At 74.9% G+C, this 22,640-nt stretch carries 18 protein-coding genes and 1 riboswitch; of the genes, 13 read left to right on the forward strand and 5 right to left on the reverse strand.

Annotated features, from left to right (window positions below; genetic code table 11):
• Together ACFUK0_RS10980 and ACFUK0_RS10985 are read left to right on the forward strand one after the other, a co-directional pair.
• Nucleotides 1-1,315 (forward strand): SUKH-4 family immunity protein (locus ACFUK0_RS10980; RefSeq protein WP_380248487.1); only part of this gene is annotated, 1,315 nt, incomplete at its 5' end.
• Between the two features lie 246 nt (nt 1,316-1,561).
• Nucleotides 1,562-2,890 (forward strand): hypothetical protein, encoded by a 1,329-nt coding sequence (locus ACFUK0_RS10985; RefSeq protein ID WP_380248489.1) that lies wholly within the window; start codon nt 1,562-1,564, stop codon nt 2,888-2,890.
• A gap of 25 nt (nt 2,891-2,915) precedes the next feature.
• Here ACFUK0_RS10985 and ACFUK0_RS10990 read toward each other — a convergent pair whose 3' ends face one another.
• On the reverse strand, nt 2,916-4,229 hold the full coding sequence (locus ACFUK0_RS10990) for a nucleotide sugar dehydrogenase (protein WP_380248491.1): 1,314 nt from the start codon (nt 4,227-4,229) through the stop codon (nt 2,916-2,918).
• A gap of 547 nt (nt 4,230-4,776) precedes the next feature.
• On the opposite strand from ACFUK0_RS10990, the gene mfd reads away from it, so the two are divergent.
• On the forward strand, nt 4,777-8,433 hold the full coding sequence (mfd, locus tag ACFUK0_RS10995; RefSeq protein WP_380248493.1) for a transcription-repair coupling factor: 3,657 nt from the start codon (nt 4,777-4,779) through the stop codon (nt 8,431-8,433).
• 65 nt (nt 8,434-8,498) lie between these two features.
• Here mfd and ACFUK0_RS11000 read toward each other — a convergent pair whose 3' ends face one another.
• Both ACFUK0_RS11000 and ACFUK0_RS11005 read right to left on the reverse strand, forming a co-directional pair.
• The gene (locus tag ACFUK0_RS11000) at nt 8,499-9,005 is read right to left on the reverse strand and encodes a DinB family protein (protein ID WP_380248495.1); all 507 of its coding nucleotides are present in this window, start codon (nt 9,003-9,005) and stop codon (nt 8,499-8,501) included.
• A gap of 47 nt (nt 9,006-9,052) precedes the next feature.
• Nucleotides 9,053-9,526 (reverse strand): Lrp/AsnC family transcriptional regulator, encoded by a 474-nt coding sequence (locus ACFUK0_RS11005; protein WP_380248497.1) that lies wholly within the window; start codon nt 9,524-9,526, stop codon nt 9,053-9,055.
• Nucleotides 9,527-9,620: 94 nt separating this feature from the next.
• Between ACFUK0_RS11005 and ACFUK0_RS11010 the strand changes: the two genes are divergently transcribed.
• The 3 genes from ACFUK0_RS11010 (at nt 9,621) to ACFUK0_RS11020 (ending at nt 11,792) form a co-directional block, all read left to right on the forward strand.
• Nucleotides 9,621-10,484, forward strand: coding sequence for a TIGR03619 family F420-dependent LLM class oxidoreductase (locus ACFUK0_RS11010; RefSeq protein WP_380248499.1), 864 nt, complete (start codon nt 9,621-9,623; stop codon nt 10,482-10,484).
• Nucleotides 10,481-10,909, forward strand: coding sequence for a nucleoside deaminase (locus tag ACFUK0_RS11015; protein ID WP_380248501.1), 429 nt, complete (start codon nt 10,481-10,483; stop codon nt 10,907-10,909). The genes ACFUK0_RS11010 and ACFUK0_RS11015 overlap by 4 nt, the downstream gene beginning before the upstream one ends.
• 64 nt (nt 10,910-10,973) lie before the next feature.
• Entirely contained in the window at nt 10,974-11,792 is an 819-nt protein-coding gene (locus tag ACFUK0_RS11020) for a DUF5984 family protein (RefSeq protein ID WP_380248503.1), read from the forward strand.
• A gap of 53 nt (nt 11,793-11,845) precedes the next feature.
• On the opposite strand, the gene ACFUK0_RS11025 is transcribed toward ACFUK0_RS11020, so the two are convergent.
• Complete coding sequence (locus tag ACFUK0_RS11025; RefSeq protein ID WP_380248505.1) at nt 11,846-12,469, reverse strand: DUF4352 domain-containing protein; 624 nt, start codon at nt 12,467-12,469, stop codon at nt 11,846-11,848.
• A 209-nt stretch (nt 12,470-12,678) separates the two neighbouring features.
• On the opposite strand from ACFUK0_RS11025, the gene ACFUK0_RS11030 reads away from it, so the two are divergent.
• From ACFUK0_RS11030 to ACFUK0_RS11050, 5 genes are all read left to right on the forward strand, one after another.
• Nucleotides 12,679-14,802, forward strand: a complete 2,124-nt coding sequence (locus tag ACFUK0_RS11030) for an N-6 DNA methylase (RefSeq protein ID WP_380248507.1) — start codon at nt 12,679-12,681, stop codon at nt 14,800-14,802.
• 128 nt (nt 14,803-14,930) lie between these two features.
• Nucleotides 14,931-15,629, forward strand: coding sequence for a hypothetical protein (locus ACFUK0_RS11035; protein WP_380248509.1), 699 nt, complete (start codon nt 14,931-14,933; stop codon nt 15,627-15,629).
• Nucleotides 15,626-17,506, forward strand: a complete 1,881-nt coding sequence (locus ACFUK0_RS11040; protein WP_380248511.1) for a protein kinase — start codon at nt 15,626-15,628, stop codon at nt 17,504-17,506. The genes ACFUK0_RS11035 and ACFUK0_RS11040 overlap by 4 nt, the downstream gene beginning before the upstream one ends.
• A 119-nt stretch (nt 17,507-17,625) precedes the next feature.
• On the forward strand, nt 17,626-18,240 hold the full coding sequence (locus ACFUK0_RS11045; protein WP_380248513.1) for a SurA N-terminal domain-containing protein: 615 nt from the start codon (nt 17,626-17,628) through the stop codon (nt 18,238-18,240).
• An 80-nt stretch (nt 18,241-18,320) separates the two neighbouring features.
• Nucleotides 18,321-19,334, forward strand: coding sequence for a MazG family protein (locus ACFUK0_RS11050; protein ID WP_380248515.1), 1,014 nt, complete (start codon nt 18,321-18,323; stop codon nt 19,332-19,334).
• Nucleotides 19,335-19,341: 7 nt separating this feature from the next.
• Here the strand turns inward: ACFUK0_RS11050 and ACFUK0_RS11055 are convergent, their stop codons facing one another.
• Nucleotides 19,342-19,818, reverse strand: coding sequence for an SDR family NAD(P)-dependent oxidoreductase (locus ACFUK0_RS11055; RefSeq protein WP_380248517.1), 477 nt, complete (start codon nt 19,816-19,818; stop codon nt 19,342-19,344).
• 96 nt (nt 19,819-19,914) lie between these two features.
• On the opposite strand from ACFUK0_RS11055, the gene ACFUK0_RS11060 reads away from it, so the two are divergent.
• Nucleotides 19,915-21,270, forward strand: coding sequence for a cytochrome P450 (locus ACFUK0_RS11060; RefSeq protein ID WP_380248519.1), 1,356 nt, complete (start codon nt 19,915-19,917; stop codon nt 21,268-21,270).
• Nucleotides 21,271-21,480: 210 nt separating this feature from the next.
• A riboswitch (cyclic di-AMP (ydaO/yuaA leader) is annotated at nt 21,481-21,653 on the forward strand.
• Between the two features lie 5 nt (nt 21,654-21,658).
• On the forward strand, nt 21,659-22,540 hold the full coding sequence (locus ACFUK0_RS11065; RefSeq protein ID WP_380248521.1) for a transglycosylase family protein: 882 nt from the start codon (nt 21,659-21,661) through the stop codon (nt 22,538-22,540).
• Nucleotides 22,541-22,640 lie beyond the last annotated feature (100 nt).

The raw sequence follows: 22,640 nt of genomic DNA on the forward strand, positions 1-22,640 counted from the left end.
CAGCGGCGCGGGCCGCGGCGCGAGCGCCCCGCCGCCGCCCCCGCCGCCGGGCCTGCGCGCCGGAGCGGACCAGTCCGCCCCGCCCGCGCCGGTACCGCCCGCCCCGCAGACGCCCCAGGGCGCCCCGGGGGGCGCATCCGGCGCCGCGGTCGCCTACCAGGCGACCCAGCTCGCCCACGGGATCGACCAGCTGCCCGGCGGCCCCGGCCTGCCGCAGCCCGGTCCGGGCATGGCACCGGTCGGCTACGGCTACCCCGGCGCCGCGTCACCCGGCGCGCCGGGCCCGGCCGTCGCACCCGCCGCGATGGCGCCCCTCCCGGCGCCGCCCGCCCCCGTCCCGGGCGTCCCGGTGGTGGGCCCCGGCTACTTCGCCGCGCTCAGCTACCGGGCCCCGGACGGCTCCGAGCAGAAGCTGCTCCAGCGCAGTGAGCCGGGCACCCCGCACCCCGAGTGGAAGATCCTCCAGGAGCTGCGCCGGCTGAACGTGCCGCCGGAGCAGGTGCTGGAGCTCTACACCGAGCTGGAGTCCTGCGACCTGCCGGGCGGCTACTGCGCCCGGATGGTCCGTGCGTCCTGGCCGAACGTCCGCCTCACCCACACCGCGGCCTACGGCCGTGACCAGCAGGCCCGGCAGACCGGCATGGCCCACCTGCTGGACCACCTGGACGAGCTGCACCAGCTGGCCGCCGCCCCGCAGCGCCCGCGCCCCGTCCGGGTGCCGCCGCCAACGCCCGGCAGCATCGCGCCGCTGCCGCCGCTCCCGCCGCAGCAGCTGGCGGCGGAGCTGGGCCAGGCCTTCGGACCGGCCGTGTTCCGCTTCGAGCAGCGGGCCGTCTCCCGGCAGGGCGTGCCGGAGCTGGTCGCCCAGACCCTGATGTGGGCCGGCCTGCCGCGTGACTTCGGACCGTTCTTCTGGGCCCAGGCACAGGAGGGCCGCCCGATCCCGACGCTGGCCGAGCTGGCCGCCGAGCGCGGGATCCACGGCGGACCGGACTTCGGCGGCTACCTGGTGCTCGGCAACGACTACGGACGCCAGCTGTGCGTGCAGTACGGCACGGCGGCCGTGGTCGCGGTCGACCTGGAGGGCGGCGGCGAGCCGCCCCGCTTCGTCAACACCGGGGTGCCGGAGTTCGTCCGCTCGCTGGCCCTGCTGGGCCGGATGTGGCGGCTGCGGTTCTCGCTCACCCCGGACCAGGCGGGCCGTTGGACCACGGACTTCCAGGTGCAGCTGGCCGCGATCGACCCGGCCGCGCTGCAGTCGGCGGACACGTGGTGGGCGGTCCTCCTCGAACAGTTCTGGGACGGTCTGCTCTGAGGGATCGCCGCAGGTGGGAGGGGTCGTCGCGGTCGGCAGGGCGACCCCTCGGGCGGGTCGGTACGGCGGAGCCTCGTTGGGGTTTCGCCACGATCTGCGCAAAATAGGTCAAGAGGATGGGCCTATCCGGGCCGGTTCCCGCACCATGTCCAGAAGCGTCCGCGTCCGGCGTCCGCGCCCGGGCGTCCATGTTCCGAGCCGGCCCGGCTCCGGGCGCCGCAGCCCGTGACACGAGGGGAAGAGCCCATGAGCGATGCCGTCTCCCAGTACGGCTTCACCGCTGCCCGGCGTGGCTACGCGCCCGAGCAGGTCGACCGCACCCTGTCAGCGCTGACCGCGCAGCGGGACGAGTCGTGGGAGCGGCTGAGCGTCCTCGGTGCGGGCCTGCGCGAGATGGAGAAGCGGCTCGCCGAGTTCGTCGAGGCCGCCGCCGACGCACCCGAACCCGACTACGCGCTGCTCAGCGAGCAGGCCGCCGGCCTGGCCGTCAGCGCCGATAACGAGGCCCGCGCCGTGCGCGAGGCCGCCGAACGCTTCGCCGAGGACACCCGCGACGAGGTCTACGAGGCGGGCCAGGCCCTGGCCCGTGCGGCCAAGGAGTACGCCACCGCCGTCCGGGCCGAGGCCGACCAGGCCACCCGGCGCAGCGAGGAACGCACCCGCGCCGAGGCCGAGAAGCTGCGCGGCGAGGCCGACCGCGAGGCCCGCGGGGTCCGGGACGCCGCCACCGCGTACGCCGCCGGAGTGCGGGTCGCCGCCGCCGAGGCCTCCGAGCGGGCCGAGGCGAGGCTGGCCGAGCTGCGCCGCAGCGCGGACGAGGCCTTCGCCGCCGCCGTGGCCGAGGAGGAGGCGAAGGACGCCGCCGTCGCGGTGACGGCCGAGCGCCGGCTCAAGGAGGCCGAGCAGTACCGCGAGACGGTGATCGGCCAGGTCAAGCAGTCCGACGCGGAGGCACAGGCCAAGGCCGACCAGCTGATCGACAAGGCCCGCCGGGAGGCGCAGGCGATCAACGCGGCGAGCGAGAAGGAGCAGGCCGAGTCCGCCGCCCGCCACGAGGTGGTGCAGCAGCACCTGGACCACATCAAGGGCACGCTGGCCTCGCTCACCGGTGCGGCGGTCGGCGCGATCGAGCCCGACCAGACGCCGGTGGACGCGAAGCCGGCCGCGATCGCCCCGCCGGTCGACCCGGACGCGGACACCGGCGAGATCGCCGTGGTCGCCGATGCCGTGCCCGCTCACGCCGTGCCCGGTGACGCCGTGGCCGGTGACGCCGACGTGGCGCCGTCCGACGCCACCACCGTCCTGCGCATCACCGTGCCGGCCGCCCCCGGGCCGGCTCCCGTGCCCGACTTCGTCCCCGGGCCGGTGTCCGCCGCCCCGCCGGCGCCCGTACCGCCCGCCCCGGCTCCCGCCGTGCCCCCGGTGCCCGCTCCCGGCGCCCCGCCGAGGCCGGCCGCCGCGCCGGAGCAGGCGGCGGCTCCTCCGGAGGTGGAGACCCGGATCATCCCGAAGATCGTCATCGTGGACGACGGCTCCGACTACGCCACGCCCCACACCGTCCACCGCCGTACCTGACCTCGGCACCCGGCGGCCGGCGGGGCTACAGCACCTCGACCGTCCCGCCGGTCAGCCGCCGCCGGCAGTCCAGGACGTACCGGGAGTGCGTCGCCACGGCGTCGTAGTCGAACTCGTCGTGGTCGGCGAGCAGCACCACGGCGTCGGCCCCGGCGAGCTCCTGCGGTGTCGCCTCCACCCGCCGGACGGCGGCGAAGGGGTCGCCGTGCAGGTCGTGCTCGGGTGCCCGCTGGCCCGGGACGACGGGCTCCGGGGCGTGCACCCCGACCACCACGTGCGGGTCGGCGGCCCGGACCTCGGCGCCCATCCGGGTCAGCAGTTCGGCGATCCGGGCGGCCGGGGTCTCGCGGGCGTCGCCGGTGTTCTTCTTGTACGCGAGCCCGAGCAGCAGCACCCGGGAGCCCTTGACCGAGCGCTGCCGTTCGTTCAGGGCCTCCGCGAGCCGGCGCACCACGTAGTCGGGCATGTGGCTGTTCACGTCGTTCGCCAGCTCGACGAAGCGGAACGACTGTCCGAGCGCCCGCTCCACCCGCCAGGAGAGGTAGGACGGGTCGATCGGCAGGCAGTGCCCGCCCACCCCGGGACCCGGGGTGAACCGCAGGTAGCCGAACGGCTTGGTGGAGGCGGCGTCGATCGCCTCCCAGACGTCGATGCCGAGGTCGTGCGCGAACATCGCCAGCTCGTTGACCAGCGCGATGTTCACATGCCGGAAGGTGTTCTCCAGCAGCTTGGTCAGCTCGGCCTCCTTGCAGGAGGACACCGGCACCGTCCGCTCCACCAGCTGCCCGTAGAAGGCCTCGACCGCGGCGAGCGCCGCCGGGTCGACGCCCGACACCACCTTCGGGGTGTTCTCCAGCCGCCAGTGCGGGTTCCCGGGGTCGATCCGCTCGGGGCTGTAGCCGAGGTGGAAGTCCGCGCCGGCGGTCAGGCCCGAGCCCTCCTCCAGCAGGGGGGCGACCAGCTCCTCGGTCGTTCCCGGGTAGGTGGTCGACTCCAGCACCACCGTCGCGCCCGGCCGCAGGTGCCGGGCCAGCAGCCCGGCCGAGGCCTCGATGTACGAGAGGTCGGGGGCGCCGTCGCGCAGCGGCGTCGGCACGGTGATCACCGCGACGTCGAAGCCGGCCACGTCCGCCGGGTCGGCCGACGGCAGGTAGGCGCCGCTCTCCAGCAGCGGCCGCAGCCGGGCGGCGGGGATGTCCTCGACGTACGACTCACCGACCGCCAGCCGCTTGATCCGCCGCTCGTCCACGTCGTACCCGACGACCCGGTGCCCCACCTCGGCCGCGCGGACGGCCAGCGGCAGCCCCACGTAACCCTGACCGGCGATGACCACGCGCATGACGAAGTCCCCCCTCCATCGCGTGCCGCCCACGCCAGGTTCGGGGCAGCCCCAACACCGCGTTCACGAACAGCGTAGGGAGCGGGCCGGGTCACCGCCGGGCTTCGCACAAAGAGCCGGACGGCTCGGGCCGGTCCGGACAGCGAAGGGGCCGAGACCCGTGGCGCCCTCCAGGAAAGGGCGCCACGGTTCCCGGCGCTTGGGCGGGCGCCCCCACCCAGGGTCGCCCGGCCTCGCATCCCGACCCCCATCGGGCTGCGACTGTGCCTGCTGCAGCCATCCCCCACGGTTGGGTGCGGCGGGCACATTCACCATGCTGCGCGATCTCCATGGACGGCCAGTGACAGGAGTATGTCCATTTCGTGGCATTCATCAACCTGTCACGAACGAACGACCGGCCGTGCCGGGACGGGTGCGCCGCGTGAGCGTCGGCGGTCCGGCGTACGCTGGAGACCCCCGGTCGCATCGCGTGCCGGGCCGTTCGCGTTGCCCGGCCGGCCCTTCGGCGCCAGGGCACTCCAGCTACGGGACGAAGAAGAGACGCCACATGAGCCTGACCGGACTGCTCGATGTCGTCGCGCGGGACGCCGCCCTCGCCGAGGCGATCGAGGCCGCCACCGCCACCGGCGCCGCTGCCGGAGCACGCCAGCACCTGGACCTGGTCGGCCCGCCCGCCGCCCGCCCGTTCGCCGTCGCCGCCCTGGCCCGCGCGCTGGCCGGCCAGGCCGCCGACGAGCGGGGCCGCCCCGTCCTCGCGGTCACCGCCACCGGCCGCGAGGCCGAGGACCTGGCGGCCTCGCTGCGCTCGCTGCTGCCCGCCGACGCGGTGGCCGAGTTCCCCGCCTGGGAGACGCTGCCGCACGAGCGCCTCTCGCCGCGCTCGGACACCGTCGGGCGCCGGCTGGCCGTGCTGCGCCGGATCGCCCACCCGCGGGCCGACGACCCGGCGGCCGGGCCCGTCCAGGTGATCGTCGCGCCCGTCCGCTCGGTGCTCCAGCCGCAGGTGAAGGGCCTGGCCGAGCTGGAGCCGGTGGCCCTGCGGCGCGGCGGGTCGCACGACCTGTCGGAGGTCGCCCGCCGGCTCGCGGCGGCTGCCTACGCCCGGGTCGAACTCGTCGAGAAGCGCGGCGAGTTCGCCGTCCGCGGCGGCATCCTGGACGTCTTCCCGCCGACCGAGGAGCACCCGCTGCGGGTGGAGTTCTGGGGCGACGAGGTCGAGGAGATCCGCTACTTCAAGGTGGCCGACCAGCGCTCGCTGGAGATCGCCGAGCACGGCCTGTGGGCGCCGCCCTGCCGCGAGCTGCTGCTGACCGACGCCGTCCGGGCGCGGGCCGCCGAGCTGGCGGTGTCGCACCCCGAGCTGGGCGAGATCCTCGACAAGATCGCCCAGGGCATCGCGGTGGAGGGCATGGAGTCGCTGGCCCCCGTCCTGGTGGACGACATGGAGCTGCTGCTCGACGTCCTGCCGCCCGGCAGCATCACCGTGGTCTGCGACCCCGAGCGGGTCCGCACCCGGGCCGCCGACCTGGTCGCGACCAGCCAGGAGTTCCTGCTCGCCTCCTGGGTCGCCGCCGCGGCCGGCGGGGAGCGCCCGATCGAGGTCGAGGCGATCGACGTCTCCGCCGCCTCGCTCTGGTCGCTCGCCGACGTCCGCGAGCACGCGGCCGGCATCGGCCTGCCCTGGTGGTCGGTCAGCCCGTTCGCCACCAGCGACTCCTCCGTGAGCTCCGTCCTTGCCCGCGGCGGAGCCGCTGATGAGTACAGCGACACCAACACCCTCACCCTCGGCATGCACGCGGTGGAGGCCTACCGGGGTGACACCGCCCGCGCCATCGCCGACGCCAAGGAGCGCCTCGCCGCCGACTGGCGGGTCGTCATGGTGACGGAGGGCCACGGCCCGGCCTCCCGGCTCGCCGAGGTGCTCGGCAACGAGGGCATCGCGTCCCGCCTGGTCGCCGACCTCTCCGAGGCCCCCACCCGGGACGTCGTGTACGTGTCCTGCGGCTCGATCGAGCACGGCTTCGTCGACGAGACGCTCAAGCTCACCGTCATCACCGAGACCGACCTGTCCGGCCAGAAGTCCTCCACCAAGGACATGCGCCGGATGCCGTCCCGCCGCCGCAACGCCATCGACCCGCTGGCCCTGGCGGCCGGCGACTTCGTCGTCCACGAGGCGCACGGCGTCGGCCGGTACGTCGAGATGGTGCAGCGCACCGTCCAGGGCGCGACCCGCGAGTACCTGGTGCTGGAGTACGCCCCCGCCAAGCGCGGCCACCCCGGCGACCGCCTCTTCGTGCCGACCGACCAGCTCGACCAGGTCACCAAGTACGTCGGCGGCGAGGCCCCCACCCTGCACCGGCTCGGCGGCGCCGACTGGGCGAAGACCAAGCAGCGCGCCAAGAAGGCCGTCCGCGAGATCGCCGGCGACCTGATCAAGCTGTACTCGGCCCGGATGGCCGCCCCCGGCCACACCTTCGGCCCCGACACCCCCTGGCAGCGCGAGCTGGAGGACGCCTTCCCGTACGCGGAGACGCCCGACCAGCTCACCACCATCGCCGAGGTCAAGGCGGACATGGAGAAGTCCGTCCCGATGGACCGCCTGATCTGCGGCGACGTCGGCTACGGCAAGACCGAGATCGCGGTCCGGGCCGCCTTCAAGGCCGTGCAGGACGGCAAGCAGGTGGCGGTGCTGGTGCCGACCACGCTGCTCGTCCAGCAGCACTTCTCCACCTTCGCCGAGCGGTACGCCAACTTCCCCGTCGTCGTGAAGGCGCTGTCCCGGTTCCAGAGCGACGCCGAGGCGAAGGCCGTCCTGGAGGGCCTGTTCGAGGGCTCGGTGGACGTCGTCATCGGCACCCACCGGCTGTTCTCCTCCGAGACCAGGTTCAAGGACCTCGGTCTGGTCATCGTCGACGAGGAGCAGCGCTTCGGCGTCGAGCACAAGGAGCAGCTGAAGAAGCTCCGCGCCAACGTCGACGTGCTGACCATGTCGGCCACCCCGATCCCGCGCACCCTGGAGATGGCGGTCACCGGCATCCGCGAGATGTCCACCATCACCACCCCGCCGGAGGAGCGGCACCCGGTGCTGACCTTCGTCGGCCCGTACGACGAGAAGCAGATCTCGGCCGCCATCCGGCGTGAACTCCTGCGCGAGGGACAGGTGTTCTACATCCACAACCGGGTCGAGTCGATCGACAGGGCCGCCGCCCGGCTCAAGGACCTCGTCCCCGAGGCCCGGATCGCCACCGCGCACGGCCAGATGGGCGAGAACCTGCTGGAGAAGGTCGTCGTCGACTTCTGGGAGAAGGAGTTCGACGTCCTGGTCTCCACCACCATCGTCGAGTCCGGCATCGACATCTCCAACGCCAACACCCTGATCGTCGAGCGCGGCGACACCTTCGGCCTCTCCCAGCTCCACCAGCTGCGCGGCCGGGTCGGCCGCGGCCGCGAACGCGGCTACGCCTACATGCTCTACCCGCCGGAGAAGCCGCTCACCGAGACCGCCCACGAGCGCCTCGCCACCATCGCCCAGCACACCGAGATGGGCGCCGGCATGTACGTCGCCATGAAGGACCTGGAGATCCGCGGCGCCGGCAACCTGCTCGGCGGGGAGCAGTCCGGGCACATCGCGGGCGTCGGCTTCGACCTCTACATGCGGATGGTCGGCGAGGCCGTCGCCGAGTTCCGCGAGTCGCTCGCGGGCGGCGGCGCGGAGCCGGAGGAGGAGCCGCTCGACGTCAAGATCGAGCTGCCCGTCGACGCCCACGTCCCGCACGACTACGCCCCCGGCGAGCGGCTGCGGCTGCAGGCCTACCGCTCGATCGCGGCGGTCAACTCCGAGGACGACATCGTCCACGTCCGCGAGGAACTCACCGACCGGTACGGCAAGCTGCCCGAGGCCGTCGAGAACCTGCTGCTCGTCGCCGCCCTGCGGCTGTACGCGCGGCGCTGCGGCATCGGCGACATCACCCTGGCCGGCGCCAACATCCGGTTCGGCCCGGTGGAGCTGCGGGAGTCCCAGGAGCTGCGCCTGAACCGCCTCTACCCGCGCAGCCAGGTCAAGGCCACCGCCCAGCAGATCCTGGTGCCCCGCCCGGCCACCGGGCGGATCGGCGGCAAGCCGCTGGTCGGCCGCGAACTGCTCGCCTGGTGCAGCGAGTTCCTGTCGGCGATGTTCGACGACCTGGCGGGCGGCAAGCGCTGACCCGTCCGGCCTCCGGGCCCGCCGTCCCCCCTCTTCGCGCGGGGCGGCGGGCCCGTGCGTTGCGGCTACTCGCCGGTGGAGCCGTCGATGTTCTCGCGCAGCAGGTCGGCATGGCCGTTGTGGCGCGCGTACTCCTCGATCATGTGGGTCAGGACGTAGCGGAGCGTGAACTCGTCCTCCTCGTAGTGCCCGAGGACGTCCAGCGACGGCGCGGCGTCCACGATCGCGCGGGAGCGCGCACACGCCTCCCGCCACACCGCGAACGCCTCGTCCGGGTCGGCCTCGTCCACGGTGAACTCGGCGAAGCCGCCGTCCGGCAGCCGCCCCCAGTAGCTGGGCGCCTCCTCACCGTTCATCCCGTTCCGGAACCAGCCCCGCTCGACCTCCGCCAGGTGCCTGACCAGTCCGAGCAGCGACATCCCGGACGGCGCGACGGCCTGCGCCCGCAACTGGCCGGCGCTCAGCCCGGCACACTTCATCTCCAGCGTCTCGCGCTGGTAGTCCAGGAAGCCGGTCAGCGACTCGCGCTCACCGGCCACACGCGAGGGTTCGGTCCTGCCGATGGGGTCCATCGGGCGATTGTGCCCACCCCGGGCCGGCCGGGCGACCTGATTTCACCTCAGGCCCCGGGGCGGGCCGTGGCCGCCCGGGGCACCTGCGGCCCGCGGTACGGCAGGGTCCGGCTGAGGACGGGGTTGGTGGTGGTGCTCCCGAACCGGGCCAGTGCGTCGACGAGTTCCTCCAGGTGGGACATCGACGTGGCCGCCACCTTCAGGACGTAGCAGTCGTCCCCGGTGGTGCGCAGGCACTCCAGGATCTCCGGGCGCTCCGAGAGCAGGCGGCGCAACGGCTCGTGCCTGGTCCCCGGGTACTTCAGCCGGACCACCGCCAGCACGGCGTACCCGGTCCGCTCCAGGTCCACCTCCGCCCGGTACCCGGTGATCACCCCGGCCGCCTCCAGCCGCCGCACCCGCTCCGTCGTCGCCGACGCGCTCAGGTTCACCCGCCGTGCCAACTCCGTGAACGCGATCCGCCCGTCCTGCTGGAGCTCCGCCAGGATCGCCCAGTCCGTCGCGTCAAGACTCTCGGTCATCCGCCCACATTACCGGCGGATCCACGGCCGAACCGGCCCTGAACAGGCCGGAATCCCTTCTGGCCGCCCGGCCCGCCTCACTAGGCTCACAGTCGTGAAGATCGGCGTGAACATCCTCAACTTCGGCCCCGGCGCGGACCCGGGGGTCCTGCGGGACTGGGCCCGGACGGTGGAGGGCCTGGGCTTCGACCTGCTGATGGTCTCGGACCACATCGCCATCACCCCCGACGTCGCCGAACGGTATCCGGCGCCCTTCTACGAGCCCTTCACCACCCTGTCCTGGCTGGCCGGCCTCACCACCCGGGTCCGGCTCGGCACGACCGTCCTCATCGCCCCCTACCGGCACCCGCTGCTCACCGCCCGGATGGCCGCCAACCTGGACCAGCTCAGCGGCGGCCGGCTGGTCCTGGGCGTGGGGGTGGGCTGGGCACGGCAGGAGTTCGCCGCCCTCGGCATCCCGTTCGAACAGCGGGGACGACTGACCGACGACCACCTGCGGGACATCCGGGCGGCCTGGACGGACACCGCCTCCTACGGCGACCGGAGGATCCCGCTCTGGGTCGGCGGCAATAGCGAGGCCGGGCTTCGGCGGGCCGTCCGGCTCGGCGACGCCTGGCACCCGCTGCGGTGCACCGTGCCGTGGCTGCGCGAAGCCGCGGGCCGACTGCGGGCCGCCGCGGACGAGCAGCAGCTCCCCGTGCCCGCACTGGCCCCCCGGATCGCGCTCAGGCCCACCGCGGCACCCGTCGGCGGCCCGGCCCGGCTGGCCGGCGAGGGCACGATCGACCAGATCATGGACGACCTCGAACAACTGCGGCTGCTGGGCGCCGGGACCGTCGTCCTCGACCCCTACGGCGGCGACCCCGACGAGACCCTCCACCCGCAGGCGGCCTGGCAGGCACTCGCCACCGTCGCCGCGCACTTCTACCCGCCCTGCACCAGAACGGAGCCGTCATGACCACTCCCGACGACCACACCCTCCTCCGCCGGGCCATCGCGCTCGCCGCCGTGGCACGCGCGGGCGGCAACCCGCCGTTCGGATCACTGCTGTCGGGCCCGGACGGAACCGTCCTGGCCGAGGAGCACAACACCACCCTCACCGACCGGGACATCACCGCCCACCCGGAACTCAAGCTCGCCCGGTGGGCCGCACGGGAGCTGGACGCGGCGACCGCGGCCGGGACCATCATGTACACCAGCTGCCAGCCCTGCGGGATGTGCGAGGCGGCGATCCAGCAGGCGGGACTGCGGCGGGTGGTGTTCGCCCTGTCCAACGAACAGCTCCTGGACATCAGGCCCGGCAGCGGCCGCCGGCCCGTGCCGCAGGACGGCCCTGCACTGCTGGACGAGGTACGGGCCGTGGTCGAGGGCTACTACCGCTGACCGCCCGGGTCCATGCGGTGAGAGGGCCTTCGCCACCCGGCAGTACGGTGACAGCGTCATCGGGGTGAAGGGGGAGGGCGTGGGCGGCGAGCTGCGGTTCCGGTTCGACCTGCGGGCCCTGGAGGACGTCCGGCCGTGGGGCGACGCGCGCCGCCCCACACTGCACTGGTTCGCGTTGACGCAGGGGTGGTACTGGATCGAGCTGGGCGGCCACGAGCTGCTGCGCTACTCGGACCGCACGCTGCGGCGGTGGCGTGAGGAGTACGGCGTCGAGGAGCGTCCGTACGTCGACTACTTCGTGGTCCGGATCTGGGAGGACGTCCTGGAGATCCTGGCGGACGTGATGGAGCCGGTGCCGCCGGACCTGGTGCGGTTCGTGTCGAGCGATCTCGCCGGCAGCCCGGTCTGGGACGACGAGGACATCGGCGCGGAGACCGAGGCGGCCGCCGACTGGCACGCGAGGCGCACGATGTACATGGGCCCGCTGGTCAACGCCCCGCAGCTGCGCTGGTGGCGGACGACCTCCGACGGTACCGACCGGATCACCGTCACGTGGGCGCATGAGCCCGGGCACGAGATCGGGTTCGCGGCGCCGGCGACCGGCCGGCTGACCATGGCGACCAGCGCGCTGACGGCGGCCGTCACGGAGCTGGACCGGGCCCTGCTGGCGGCGATGGAGGGGCGGGTGGCCGCCGTGGAGGCCGTCGGCGGGCTGCCCGGCGTGGATCTCGACCCGGAGCGGCTCCGCCGTGAGCACCGGGACCGGGCGGCTCGGGCGGACCGGGCCCGTACGCGTACACCCGTCACGGACTGGGCGGCCGTACGGGCCGGGGCCCGGACGTTTCTCGCGGCCGGGCCGGCTGTCGGCCGGGAACACCTCTGACCCGCTGACCGTCGCGGGGCCGGGCACTGCCGGCGCCCGGTGGACGGGGGCGTTCAGCCGATCTTCCACTGGCCGGTCTGGTCGGCGAAGCCGCTGTCCAGGCCGAACTGGACCTTGTCGAGCTTGGCGGCGACGGGGACCTCGAAGGTGACGAAGCCCTTGCCGCTCTCGCCGGGGGCGATGTTGGTGGGGGTCTGGAAGCTCGGGCCGGCGGTGGTGTCGCCGAAGGTCGGGCCGTAGGACTGGCCTTCGGTGTCCACCACCTTCGCACTGCCCAGCGGGGAGTCGCTGTAGGCCTGGGTGCCGGTGGCCTTGATCTGGAACTGCACCGCGACGTAGCGCTTGCCGTCGGCGGGCTTCAGGTACTCGTTGCCGCTGTCCGCGTTGTCGACGATCTTCACCGCGGTGACGTCGGCGGTGTTGCCCTTCTCCATGCCCTTGAGCGCGATCGTGTCGCCGACCTTGGCGGCTGCGGGGGCCTTCGCGGCCTCGGCCTTCGGGGTTCCGGCCGCGGGCCCGGCGGCGTCGCCGGCGGCCGGGGCGGAGGCGGCGGACGTCTGCTTCGCGTCGGTGGTGACGGTGGCCCCGGGGTTGCAGGCGGTGGCGGTGAGGGTGACGAGTGCGGCGCCGAGGAGGAGGGCGGCGGAGCGGCGGCGGGTCGTGGTGGCGAGGGACATGACGGTCTCCGGTTTCTGCGGGGCCTCGTTCGCGGCGGCTGCCGCTGGAAGCGATGGGTAGATCACACCATTCGCTGTGAACATTGTCAACGGTGAATCATCAAATGGCTCTGTTCACGTGTGAACGTCCACCGAGTTCACGCTGGCTATGCTGTGTGGTCACATGGCCGGGCGCCGGTCACCGCGACAGCCGCAGCGAAGGAGCCCCCATGCCGGACCGCCCCGAGGTGACCGCCGTCGAGATCGCCAGACTCGCCGGGGTCGGCCGGGCGGCCGTCAGCAACTGGCGGCGCCGCCACCCGGACTTCCCGCGTCCGGTCGGCGGCAGCGACAGCAGCCCGACCTTCGCCCTCGCCGACGTCGAGAGCTGGCTGCAGGGCCAGGGCAAGATCGCCGAACTGCCCCTCCTGGAACGGGCCTGGCAACAGCTGGAGACCCTCCGCGACCCGGCGGGCCACCCGGCCGCACCGCTGGTGCCGGCCGGGGCCTTCCTGCTGCTCCTGCACCGCGAGCCGCAGGCCTGGCAGGCCCTGGCCGGGGAGTCCGACACCCGCCTCGCCACCGCCCTGCCGAGGGCCCTCGCCCGGCTCGCCGTGCAGACTTTCGGCGCCGACGGCGCGGCCCGGCTGGGCCTGCCCGGCCTGCTCGGCAGCACCTACCTGGACCTCGTCCGGCTGCTGGCCCGGCTCGCCGCCGAACACGGCCCGGCCGCCGCCTACGAGCAGGTGCTGACCCGGCATGCCGAGGCCAACACCCGCCAGCTCAGCCCGACCCCGCCGGAGGCCGCCGAACTGCTGGCCGCCGTGGCGGGAGAACCGGCCACCGTGCTGGACCCGGCCGTCGGCCTGGCCGCCGTCCTGCTCGCACTGCCCCCGGCCACCGGCCGGTACGGGCAGGACGCCGACCCGGTCGTCGCCGCCCTCGCGCTGCTCCGCCTCGCCCTGCACGCCCCGGCCGCCGAGGCCGGCCCGCTCCCGCTCGACCTGCGGGCCGGCGACTCGCTGCGGGCCGACGCCCACCCCGGCCTCACCGCGGACGCGGTGCTCTGCCAGCCCCCGTACAACGAGCGGGACTGGGGCCACGACGAGTTGCAGTACGACTCCCGCTGGCCCGCCGGGCAGGTGCCGCCGCGCGGCGAGTCCGAACTCGCCTGGGTGCTGCACTGCCTGTCGCACACCCGCCCCGGCGGGCTGGCCGCGCTGCTGCTGCCGCCCACGGTCGCCTCCCGCCGGGCCGGGCGCCGGGTGCGCGCGGAGCTGCTGCGCTCGGGCGCGCTGCGGGCCGTGATCGCGCTGCCGGCCGGCGCGGCCCCGCCGTACGGCGTGCCGCTGCACCTGTGGGTGCTGCGCCGGCCGGCCCCGGGCGACGACTTCCGCCAGGTGCTGCTGCTGGACGCCGCCGCAGGCCGGCCGGCCGGCGAGGGCGGCCGGGAGCGGGTCGACTGGGCCGACCTGCGGGCCACCGTGGTGACGGCCTGGCGCGGGTTCGACCTGGCGGCCGGGGCCGGGCAGCCGCTGCCCGCCGACCGGCCCGGGGTGCACCGGGTGGTGGCCGCGATCGACCTGCTCGACGACGAGACCGACCTGTCGCCGGCCCGCCACGTCCCGCCCGCGGCGCCGGCGGGCGGCGCGGCGGCGCTCGCCCACCTGCGCGGACGGCTGGCCGAACTGCTGGGCCCGCTGGCCGAGCCGGATGCCGTGCTGCCCGGGGTGGCACGACCGGAGCCGTCCGAAGCCCCTGCCCCGGCCGTGGTCACCGTCGGCGAGCTGGTCCGGAGCGGCGCCCTGGAGGTCTTCTCCTCCGGGCCCGGCGTGCCGGCCCGCCCGGCCGCCGACGGCGCGGCCGGCACCCCCGTGCTGACCGACCAGGACGTGGTCGAGGGCGGTACCCCCGGCGCGGTGCTCGACGGCGCCGCGGACGCACCCGTCCTCACCCGCGCGGGTGACGTCCTGGTGCCGGCCCTCGGCGGCGCCGCCCGGGTGGTGCACGCCGGCGGCCCGCTGGAGGGCGCCGCCCTCGGGCGCCAGCTGCACCTGCTGCGGCCGGACCAGGCCCTGCTCGACCCGGAGTTCCTGGCCGGACAGCTCCGTTCGACCGGTCTGACCCGCCGGGCCGCCAGCCACGCGTCCACCACCGCCCGGCTGGACATCCGCCGGGTCGAACTGGCCCGGCTGCCGCTCGCCCGGCAGCGCCTGCTCGGCGCGGCCTTCGCCCGGATCGCCGCGTTCGACGCTGCGCTGCACCAGGCGGCCGCCCTCGGGCGGGCACTGTCCCAGGGCCTGACGGACGGTCTGGCGGACGGCACCCTGGCGCTCGAACCCGGCGAACAGTGAGGCCGGTCGCGGGGGGCCGTCCGCCCCGTAGGGCGGGAAGCCCTCCGGGCCGTCGGCCGGTGGCGGTAGCGTGTGCGGGGGCGTGAACGCCCCACCGACCCACCGTCACCACCCGCTCAGGAGTACAGATGGCAGGGCACTACCCCGGCCGGTACGGGCCGCCGCCCGGTCCGCCCACGCCCGGTGGTGCGTACCGGAAGCCCGCAGGCCCGTACGGGGTGGCAGGGAAGGTGCTCTGCTGCCTGGCGCCACTGCTGACGGCCGGACTGCTCTGCATGGTCCCGTCGCTGGTGCTCGCGGTGCGGCGCAGGCGGGCGTACGACGTGGCCGGCGCCGTCCTCTTCATCGTGCTGTTCGGGGTGTACGTGGTCAGCGCCGTCGTGGCCGGGAGCTCGAAGAGCGGCCACAGCACGGCCGACACCACCGGAATGGTCGCCATGGTGCTGTGCTGGCTCGGATCGCCCCTGCACTTCCTGGCGATGGACTGGCGGGTGGTCTGGGCCGCCGGGGCGCAGCGCGTACCGGCTCATGACCGGCCCGTACCGCCCGTACCGCCCGTACAGCCTGTCCGGTCCGACTGGTACACGGCGACCGCGCCCACCGCCGGCGCGATGCCGGTGGTGCCCTCCCCGCCGGCCGCGCCCGACGCCTTCCCCCTGCTGGCCCGGTACGAGGCGCCGCAGGCCCCTGCGCCGCAGACCCCCGCGCCGCAGGCGCCCGCCTTCCCGCCCGGGCCGGCCCTGCGGCCCGCCGCGACGAACCCCGCTGACGATCTGCAGGAACTCGGTGAACTGCTGCGCCGTCAGGCCGAGCAGGGCCGGCCGTGACCGCAGCACGCGCCGCGGGCGGCCGCCCGCCGGCCGCCCGCGTGATCGGCGGCCGCTACCGGCTGGCGGAGAAGATCGGGCACGGCGGCATGGGCCAGGTCTGGGCGGCGTACGACGAGCGGCTGGACCGCCGGGTCGCCGTCAAACTCCTGCACCCCGACCGGCTGCTGCCGGCCGGCACCGCCGAGCCGCAGCGGCGCAGCCGGGGCGACGAGCTGCGCCGGCGCTTCCTGCGGGAGTGCCGGATCACCGCCGCGCTGGACCACCCCGGCCTGGTCACCGTCTTCGACGCCGGTGAGGACGGCGGCGAGCTGTACCTCGTCATGCAGCGCGTCCCCGGTGTCAGCCTGGCCGACCTGATCGCCGAGGAGGCGCCGCTGCCGGTGGCGGGTGCGGTGGCGGTCGCGGCCCAGGTCTGCGCCGCGCTGGCCGTCGTCCACGCCGTGCCGGTGGTCCACCGGGATCTCAAGCCCAGCAACGTGATGGTCCGCGACGACGGCCGGGTGATCCTGCTCGACCTCGGCATCGCCACCGCGCTGGAGGACGGGGCCACCCGGCTCACCCTCACCGGCGACCTGGTCGGGAGCCCGCCCTACATGGCTCCGGAACAGGCCCTCGCCGCGACCGCCGACGCCCGCAGCGACCTGTACGCGCTGGGCTGCATGCTGCACGAGATGCTCTGCGGCGAGGAGCCGTTCCGTGCCCCGACCGCGCTCGGGGTGCTGCGCCGGCACGTCGACGAGCCGCCGGTGCCGCTGCGCGAGCTGCGCCCGGACGTGCCCGCCGTGCTGGAGGCCCTGGTCCTGGACCTGCTCGCGAAGCAGCCCGCCGACCGCCCCGCCGACGCCCAGCAGGTGCACGCGCGACTGCTGCCGCTGCTCCCGCCGGGCGAGGGCGGACCACAGCCCCGGTACGGCGCGGTGCCCGACCCCACGCGCCCCTTCCGCTTCCCGCACCACCCCCAGCCCGCGCCCGCGCCCGTCGACCGGGCCGCCCCCGCCGCCGGGCCGTTCGCGCCGGCGCCCGCAGCGGCGTGGCCGGAGCCCAGGCCGCTGCTGATGAGCGCCGTGTCCGCCGAGCCCGTCCCCGCCGCGTCCACACCCGCTCCGTACCCGCATCCCGTCCCGTACCTGCCGCCTGCCCCGTCCCCGCCCCGGCCGCAGCAGGCCGGCGACCTGACCCTCGCCTGCGCCGAACTCTCCGACCTGGTCGCCGCGAAGCGCCACGCCGAGGTCATCGACCTGGCGGCGCGGCTGCTGCCCCGTGCCCGCGCCGAGCGCGGGGCGAGCGCCCCGCTGGTCGGCACCATCGGCACCATCTACGCCCGCACCCTGCTGAAGGAACGCCGCTTCCGGGACGCGCTGCCGGAGTACCGGCTGCTGGCCGCCGCCGCCGAGGGCGGTCCGCACGGTCCGCAGGGGCTGGACCACCGCTACCGGGCGGCGGAGTGCCTGGAGCAGCTCGGCCAGGGCGCGGAGGCGCTCGCGGAGTACCACGCGCTGCTCACCGCCCACTCGGCCCGGCTCGACGCCGGACTCGACCCCGACCCGGGGCGCCTCCACGACATCCGCGAGCGGATCGGGCTGCTGCGGGCGGCCGGCGGCGACACCGAGGGCGGCTGGGAGTGGCTGCTCCAGCTGCTCCTCGACCGCGAACGGCTGCTCGGCCCGCACCACGAGGCCGTCCGCCGCCTGCGGCAGAGCCTCGACCAGCTCCAGCAGCACCGGACGGGCAGCGGCACCGGCCACCCGGCCGTCCGGACCCACCCGCAGCCGCCCGCCACCCCGCCCGCACCTGCCGCCCCGCCCGCCTTCGACCCCCGCTCGGGCGGCTGGCCGGCCCCGGGCACGGGCAGCCCGTACCCGCCCGGCCGCTGAGAGCGATCCGCGCCGCGCGCCTCCCCGTTCGGCGCAGGGTCCTCGCTGCCGGGCGGGCGGCGGCCTAGTCTCGGGAGGGTCCAGCAGAGCTGCCGTCCGCACCGCCAGGGAGGGCCGGGATGAACCGCCGAACCGCCCTCGCAGGCGTCCTGCTGTGCCCCGCCGTGCTCCTCACCTCCTGCGGCGGGGCCGTTCAACCGGGGGCGGCGGCGCTGGTCGGCGGTGAGCGGATCAGCCTCGCCACCGTGCAGGCGCGGGCCGCCGGGCTGCGTACGGCGGCTGCCGGGCCGTCGGGTGACGCCGGCACCGGCGCGGGGGCGGATGCCGACGGGCTGGCCCGGCGGGCCCTGTCCGAACTCGTCCGGGACGCGCTGGTGGCCCGGGCGCTGGCGGACCGCGGCCTGCGGGTGACGGCCGGCGAGGTGGCGGGGGCCCGCGCGGCGGACCAGGCGGCGGCGGGCGGTGCGGCGCAGCTCGCCCGGGTGCTGGCCCGCCGGGGCGTCCCGGCGGAGGGCATCGACACGTACTACCGGCAGCAGGCGGGCATCCGCCGCCTCGCGGCCGCGCAGGGACTGGACGCGGGGACGGAGGCGGGGGACGCGGCGGTGCGCCGGGCGCTCGCGGACGCCGCGCTGGCGCTGCACGTCCGGGTCAGCCCCCGGTACGGCAGGTGGGACGTGCAGCAGGTGGCCCTGCTGCCCGATCCGCCCGGCGGTACCGCGCTGGTTCGCTGACGGGCCCCGGGGCTGCACCGTCCCGGGCCTCGCCCCGGACGCCGTCCCGGGCGAGGCGCCGGGGCAGGTAGGTTCGGAGCGTGACCACTTCTGCACCCGCCCCGAAGCTGATCCTGCTCACCACCACCCACCGGGTCGCCCCCGGCCTGCTCTCCTGGCCGGCCTGGGAGGCGCTGCGCGGCGCCGACCGGGTGCTCGCGGCGGACGAGGCGCACCCGCAGCTGCCGGCGGTGCGCCAGGCGGGTGTCGAGGTGGAGCTCGTCGAGCGCGGGACGGCTCCGGCGCTGGCCCGCCTGCTGGTCGGCGGCGACCGGCCGGTCACCGTCTGGCTGGGCAGTCCGGACGGCGATCCTGGGCTGACGGACGCACTGGCCAGGCTCGCCGTCGAGGAGGCGGGGGCGGTGCCGGAGATCGAGCTGCTGCCCGGCTCGTACGACCTGCCGGGCGCGCGGCTGCTCGACCTGGCCTCGGTGATGGACCGGCTGCGTTCGCCCGGCGGCTGCCCCTGGGACGCCGAGCAGACCCACGAGTCGCTGGTGAAGTACCTGGTCGAGGAGTCCTTCGAGCTGGTCGAGGCGATCGAGGAGGGCGATCGGGAGACGCTCCGAGAGGAGCTCGGCGACGTCCTGCTACAGGTGTTCTTCCACTCCCGGATCGCCGAGGAGCACCCGGAGGACCCGTTCTCCGTCGACGACGTGGCGGGGGACATCGTCGAGAAGCTGATGTACCGCCACCCGCACGTGTTCGGCGACGTCGAGGCCGGGGGATCGGCCGAGGTCGAGGCGAACTGGGAGCAGCTGAAGGCCGCCGAGAAGCAGCGCGAGTCGGTCCTGGACGGCGTGCCGGCCGGGCTGCCGGCGCTGGCGTACGCGGCGAAGCTGGTCTCCCGGGTGCGCCGGGCGGGCTTCACCGGCGTGCCGGACGCGCCGTACGAGCTGCCGGCGGAGCTGACCGCGGAGTCGGCGGGCGTGCTGCTGCTCGCGCTGGCGCAGCGGGCGCACGACGCGGGCGTGGACGTGGACGCCGCACTCCGGGCGGCGGCGCGCGGCTACCGCCGCGAGGTGCGGGTGGCGGAGGGCCTGGGCACGGACTGACCGGAGGTCAGGCGACCTGTGCCCGGTCGGCGGAGCGGCGCTGCTGCGGGATGACCTCGCTGATCGCCTCGCCGACGAGGGCGAGCAGCTCGGCGAGGCGGCCGAGCTGGTCGGGGAGGTCGAGGAGGTCGGCGAGCGGGACGATCCGCTCGCCGTCCGGGCCGGCCACGCAGAACAGGTCGATCCGGCCGAGGTGCTTCTCCGCGGTGTCCACCAGGGCGGCCACGTCGCTCGGGCGGTGGATGTCGCCGCACACGCCGACCACGGGGCAGCCCGGGCGGTCCAGCTCGGCCGCGAGGTCCTCGGCCCGGTTGGGGTGCTGGTCGGCGATGAGCACTCCGGCGGCTCCGGCGGCGGTGAACCGGCGGGCCAGATCGGCCCCCGAACCGCCGTCGAGTACCGCGATGACCACCACTGCCCCGGCTACCCGCATGGCGCGCTCCTCCTCTGTGGGCGACTCCGCACCGGCGCCCACCAAAGACATGTCGGAGGATCGTAGGCACGTCACGACCCTCCGCAACAGGGATTACCCACCAGGTGACCAGGCTCACGCCTCCTGGCCACCGGATACCGTCGGGACATGCCTGATCAGCCGTATGCCACCCAGCCGCCCGCCGGCCCGGACGCCCAGTCGGACACCCGTCCGGACGCCTGCCCGAACACCCGTCCGGACGCCCAGCCCCCGCTGTTCACGTGGGAGTTCGCCGCCGACCCGTACCCCGCGTACGCGTGGCTGCGCGAGCACGCGCCCGTGCACCGCACCACGTTGCCGAGCGGGGTGGACGCCTGGCTGGTCACCCGGTACGCGGACGCCCGGCAGGCGCTGGCCGACGGCCGGCTGTCCAAGAATCCGGCCCACCACAGCGAGCAGGCCCACCGGACGGGCCGGGTCGGCATCCCGGGCGAGCGCAGCGCGGACCTGATGACGCACCTGCTGAACATCGACCCGCCGGACCACACCCGCCTGCGGCGGCTGGTCTCCAAGGCGTTCACGCCGCGCCGGGTCGCCGAGTTCGAGCCGAGGGTGCAGCAGCTGACCGACCGGCTGATCGACTCCTTCGCGGCGCGCGGCTCGGCCGACCTGATCCACGAGTTCGCCTTCCCGCTCCCCATCTACGCGATCTGCGACCTGCTGGGGGTGCCGCCGGAGGACCAGGACGACTTCCGGGACTGGGCGGGCATGATGATCCGGCACGGCGGCGGCCCGCGCGGCGGGGTGGCCCGCGCGGTGAAGCGGATGCGCGCCTACCTGCTGGAGCTGATCCACCGCAAGCGGGCGGACCTCGGTGACGACCTGATCTCGGGGCTGATCCGGGCCAGCGACCACGGCGAGCACCTGAACGAGAACGAGGCCGCGGCGATGGCCTTCATCCTGCTCTTCGCGGGCTTCGAGACGACCGTGAACCTGATCGGCAACGGCCTGTACGCCCTGCTCGGGCACCCGGAGCAGCGGGCGCTGCTGCAGGAGTCGGTGGCGGCGGGGGAGACCGCGCTGCTCGGCACCGCGGTGGAGGAGCTGCTGCGGTACGACGGGCCGGTGGAGATGGCCACCTGGCGGTTCGCCACCCGGCCGCTGTCGATCGGCGGCGTGGACATCCCGGTGGGCGATCCCGTCCTGGTGGTGCTGGCGGCGGCCGACCGCGACCCGGCGCGGTTCGCGGACGAGAACGTGCTCGACCTCGCCCGCAAGGACAACCCGCACCTGGGCTTCGGCCACGGTATCCACTACTGCATCGGCGCGCCGCTGGCCCGGCTGGAGGGGCAGGCCGCGCTCGCCACCCTGCTGACCCGGCTGCCCGACCTGCGGCTCGCCGCGGACCCGGCGGAGTTGCGCTGGCGGGGTGGCCTGATCATGCGTGGGCTGCGCGCGCTTCCGGTCGAATTCACGCCCGAGGAGGCTTCGGGAGAGGTGCCGGATCCGGCCGCGACACTCTGACGGCGTGTCGAACATGTCTGATCACAGGTGGTCAGAAGGCGCATCAATGCGGACATATGGGCGTGGTTAGTGGACGAAACAGGGGCTGTCGTAATTTCCGCGTGATGTCTGCGATATGAGCTTGTGATTGATGTGAGGATCTGTCTACTCTCCCTGCAGTTCGCAGCTGCGAGCCCCGAGTGCGGAACGCCGAGTCCTGCCCGCCGCACATCCGGGAAACCGACCAGACCCTCGGGCAGGGGCGGGGGACCCACGATTTTCTGCCGTTTCCCCACGGCTTGGGGTGAAGCCACCGAGGCGGGAAGAAACCTTCCGCCCGACGTGGCCGGGCCATCTCCGGTCCGAACCCGACAGCTCACCTCGCAGGCGTGCGGAGAGGGACATCCTCATGCTGTTCGTTGGTAACGGTCGTCACCGTCGTCGTACCCAGGCCGAGAAGGTCATCGCCGTAGCGGGCGTGGCCGGCGTAGGCCTCGCGATGCCGCTCCTCGCCGCCACCGGCGCCCAGGCCGCGCCGGTCTCCGTCTGGGACAAGGTCGCCCAGTGCGAGAGCGGCGGGAACTGGAGCATCAACTCCGGCAACGGGTACTACGGCGGACTGCAGTTCAGCCAGAGCACCTGGAAGTCCTTCGGCGGCGGCGCGTACGCCGCCCAGGCGCACCAGGCCAGCAAGGGCCAGCAGATCGCCGTCGCGGAGAAGGTCCTCGCCTCGCAGGGGCCGGGCGCCTGGCCGGTCTGCTCGCGCAAGGCCGGTCTGGCGAAGGGCGGCCCGGCCGCCCAGGCCGACACCGCCGACTCCTCGTCCGACTCCTCCTCCGACTTCCGGCCGGCCGCCGCGACCGCGCCGAAGGCGGCGCAGCCCAAGGCGGCCCAGCCGCAGGCCCCGTCGAAGCCCGCCCAGCAGAGCGCGGCGGATCCGGACGAGGAGGCGGGCCGGGCCCCCGACTTCGGCGGCCGGGCCGGCTGGGACGCCGACGACAAGGTGTTCTGGTACCAGGACAACGGCGACTGGTACTGGACCAGCCACCAGAGCGTCTACGAGCAGTTCGCGCCCGCGGCCCGTACCGCGCAGGCCGCCCCTGCCGCCGCCCCTGCCGCGGCCCCGGCCGGTCCGGCCGCCTACACCGTCCGGCCCGGGGACACCCTCGGCACCATCGCCGGCGCCCAGGGCGTGGCCGGCGGCTGGGGCGCGCTCTACGACGGGAACCGCTCCGTCGTCGGCGCCGACCCCGACCTCATCATTCCCGGCCAGGTGCTGAACCTCGGCTGAGCCGCGAGCGGCGGGGCCGTGCCGTGCTTGTCCGGTACGGCCCCTTTCGCTCGTCTCTGGGTGCAATCCGTCGGGCATCCAGGTGAACTACCGGCGAGTA

This window comes from Kitasatospora sp. NPDC057223 (assembly GCF_042669755.1).
In the GTDB taxonomy this organism is placed as follows: Bacteria; Actinomycetota; Actinomycetes; order Streptomycetales; family Streptomycetaceae; genus Kitasatospora.

Bases quoted from the DNA above. Each gene is read 5' to 3' on its own strand.
- ACFUK0_RS10985 (WP_380248489.1), top strand. From the start codon at position 1,562: ATGAGCGATGCCGTCTCCCAGTACGGCTTCACCGCTGCCCGGCGTGGC.
- ACFUK0_RS10990 (WP_380248491.1), bottom strand. From the start codon at position 4,229: ATGCGCGTGGTCATCGCCGGTCAGGGTTACGTGGGGCTGCCGCTGGCC.
- mfd (WP_380248493.1), top strand. From the start codon at position 4,777: ATGAGCCTGACCGGACTGCTCGATGTCGTCGCGCGGGACGCCGCCCTC.
- ACFUK0_RS11000 (WP_380248495.1), bottom strand. From the start codon at position 9,005: ATGGACCCCATCGGCAGGACCGAACCCTCGCGTGTGGCCGGTGAGCGC.
- ACFUK0_RS11005 (WP_380248497.1), bottom strand. From the start codon at position 9,526: ATGACCGAGAGTCTTGACGCGACGGACTGGGCGATCCTGGCGGAGCTC.
- ACFUK0_RS11015 (WP_380248501.1), top strand. From the start codon at position 10,481: ATGACCACTCCCGACGACCACACCCTCCTCCGCCGGGCCATCGCGCTC.
- ACFUK0_RS11025 (WP_380248505.1), bottom strand. From the start codon at position 12,469: ATGTCCCTCGCCACCACGACCCGCCGCCGCTCCGCCGCCCTCCTCCTC.
- ACFUK0_RS11030 (WP_380248507.1), top strand. From the start codon at position 12,679: ATGCCGGACCGCCCCGAGGTGACCGCCGTCGAGATCGCCAGACTCGCC.
- ACFUK0_RS11035 (WP_380248509.1), top strand. From the start codon at position 14,931: ATGGCAGGGCACTACCCCGGCCGGTACGGGCCGCCGCCCGGTCCGCCC.
- ACFUK0_RS11045 (WP_380248513.1), top strand. From the start codon at position 17,626: ATGAACCGCCGAACCGCCCTCGCAGGCGTCCTGCTGTGCCCCGCCGTG.
- ACFUK0_RS11055 (WP_380248517.1), bottom strand. From the start codon at position 19,818: ATGTCTTTGGTGGGCGCCGGTGCGGAGTCGCCCACAGAGGAGGAGCGC.
- ACFUK0_RS11060 (WP_380248519.1), top strand. From the start codon at position 19,915: ATGCCTGATCAGCCGTATGCCACCCAGCCGCCCGCCGGCCCGGACGCC.
- ACFUK0_RS11065 (WP_380248521.1), top strand. From the start codon at position 21,659: ATGCTGTTCGTTGGTAACGGTCGTCACCGTCGTCGTACCCAGGCCGAG.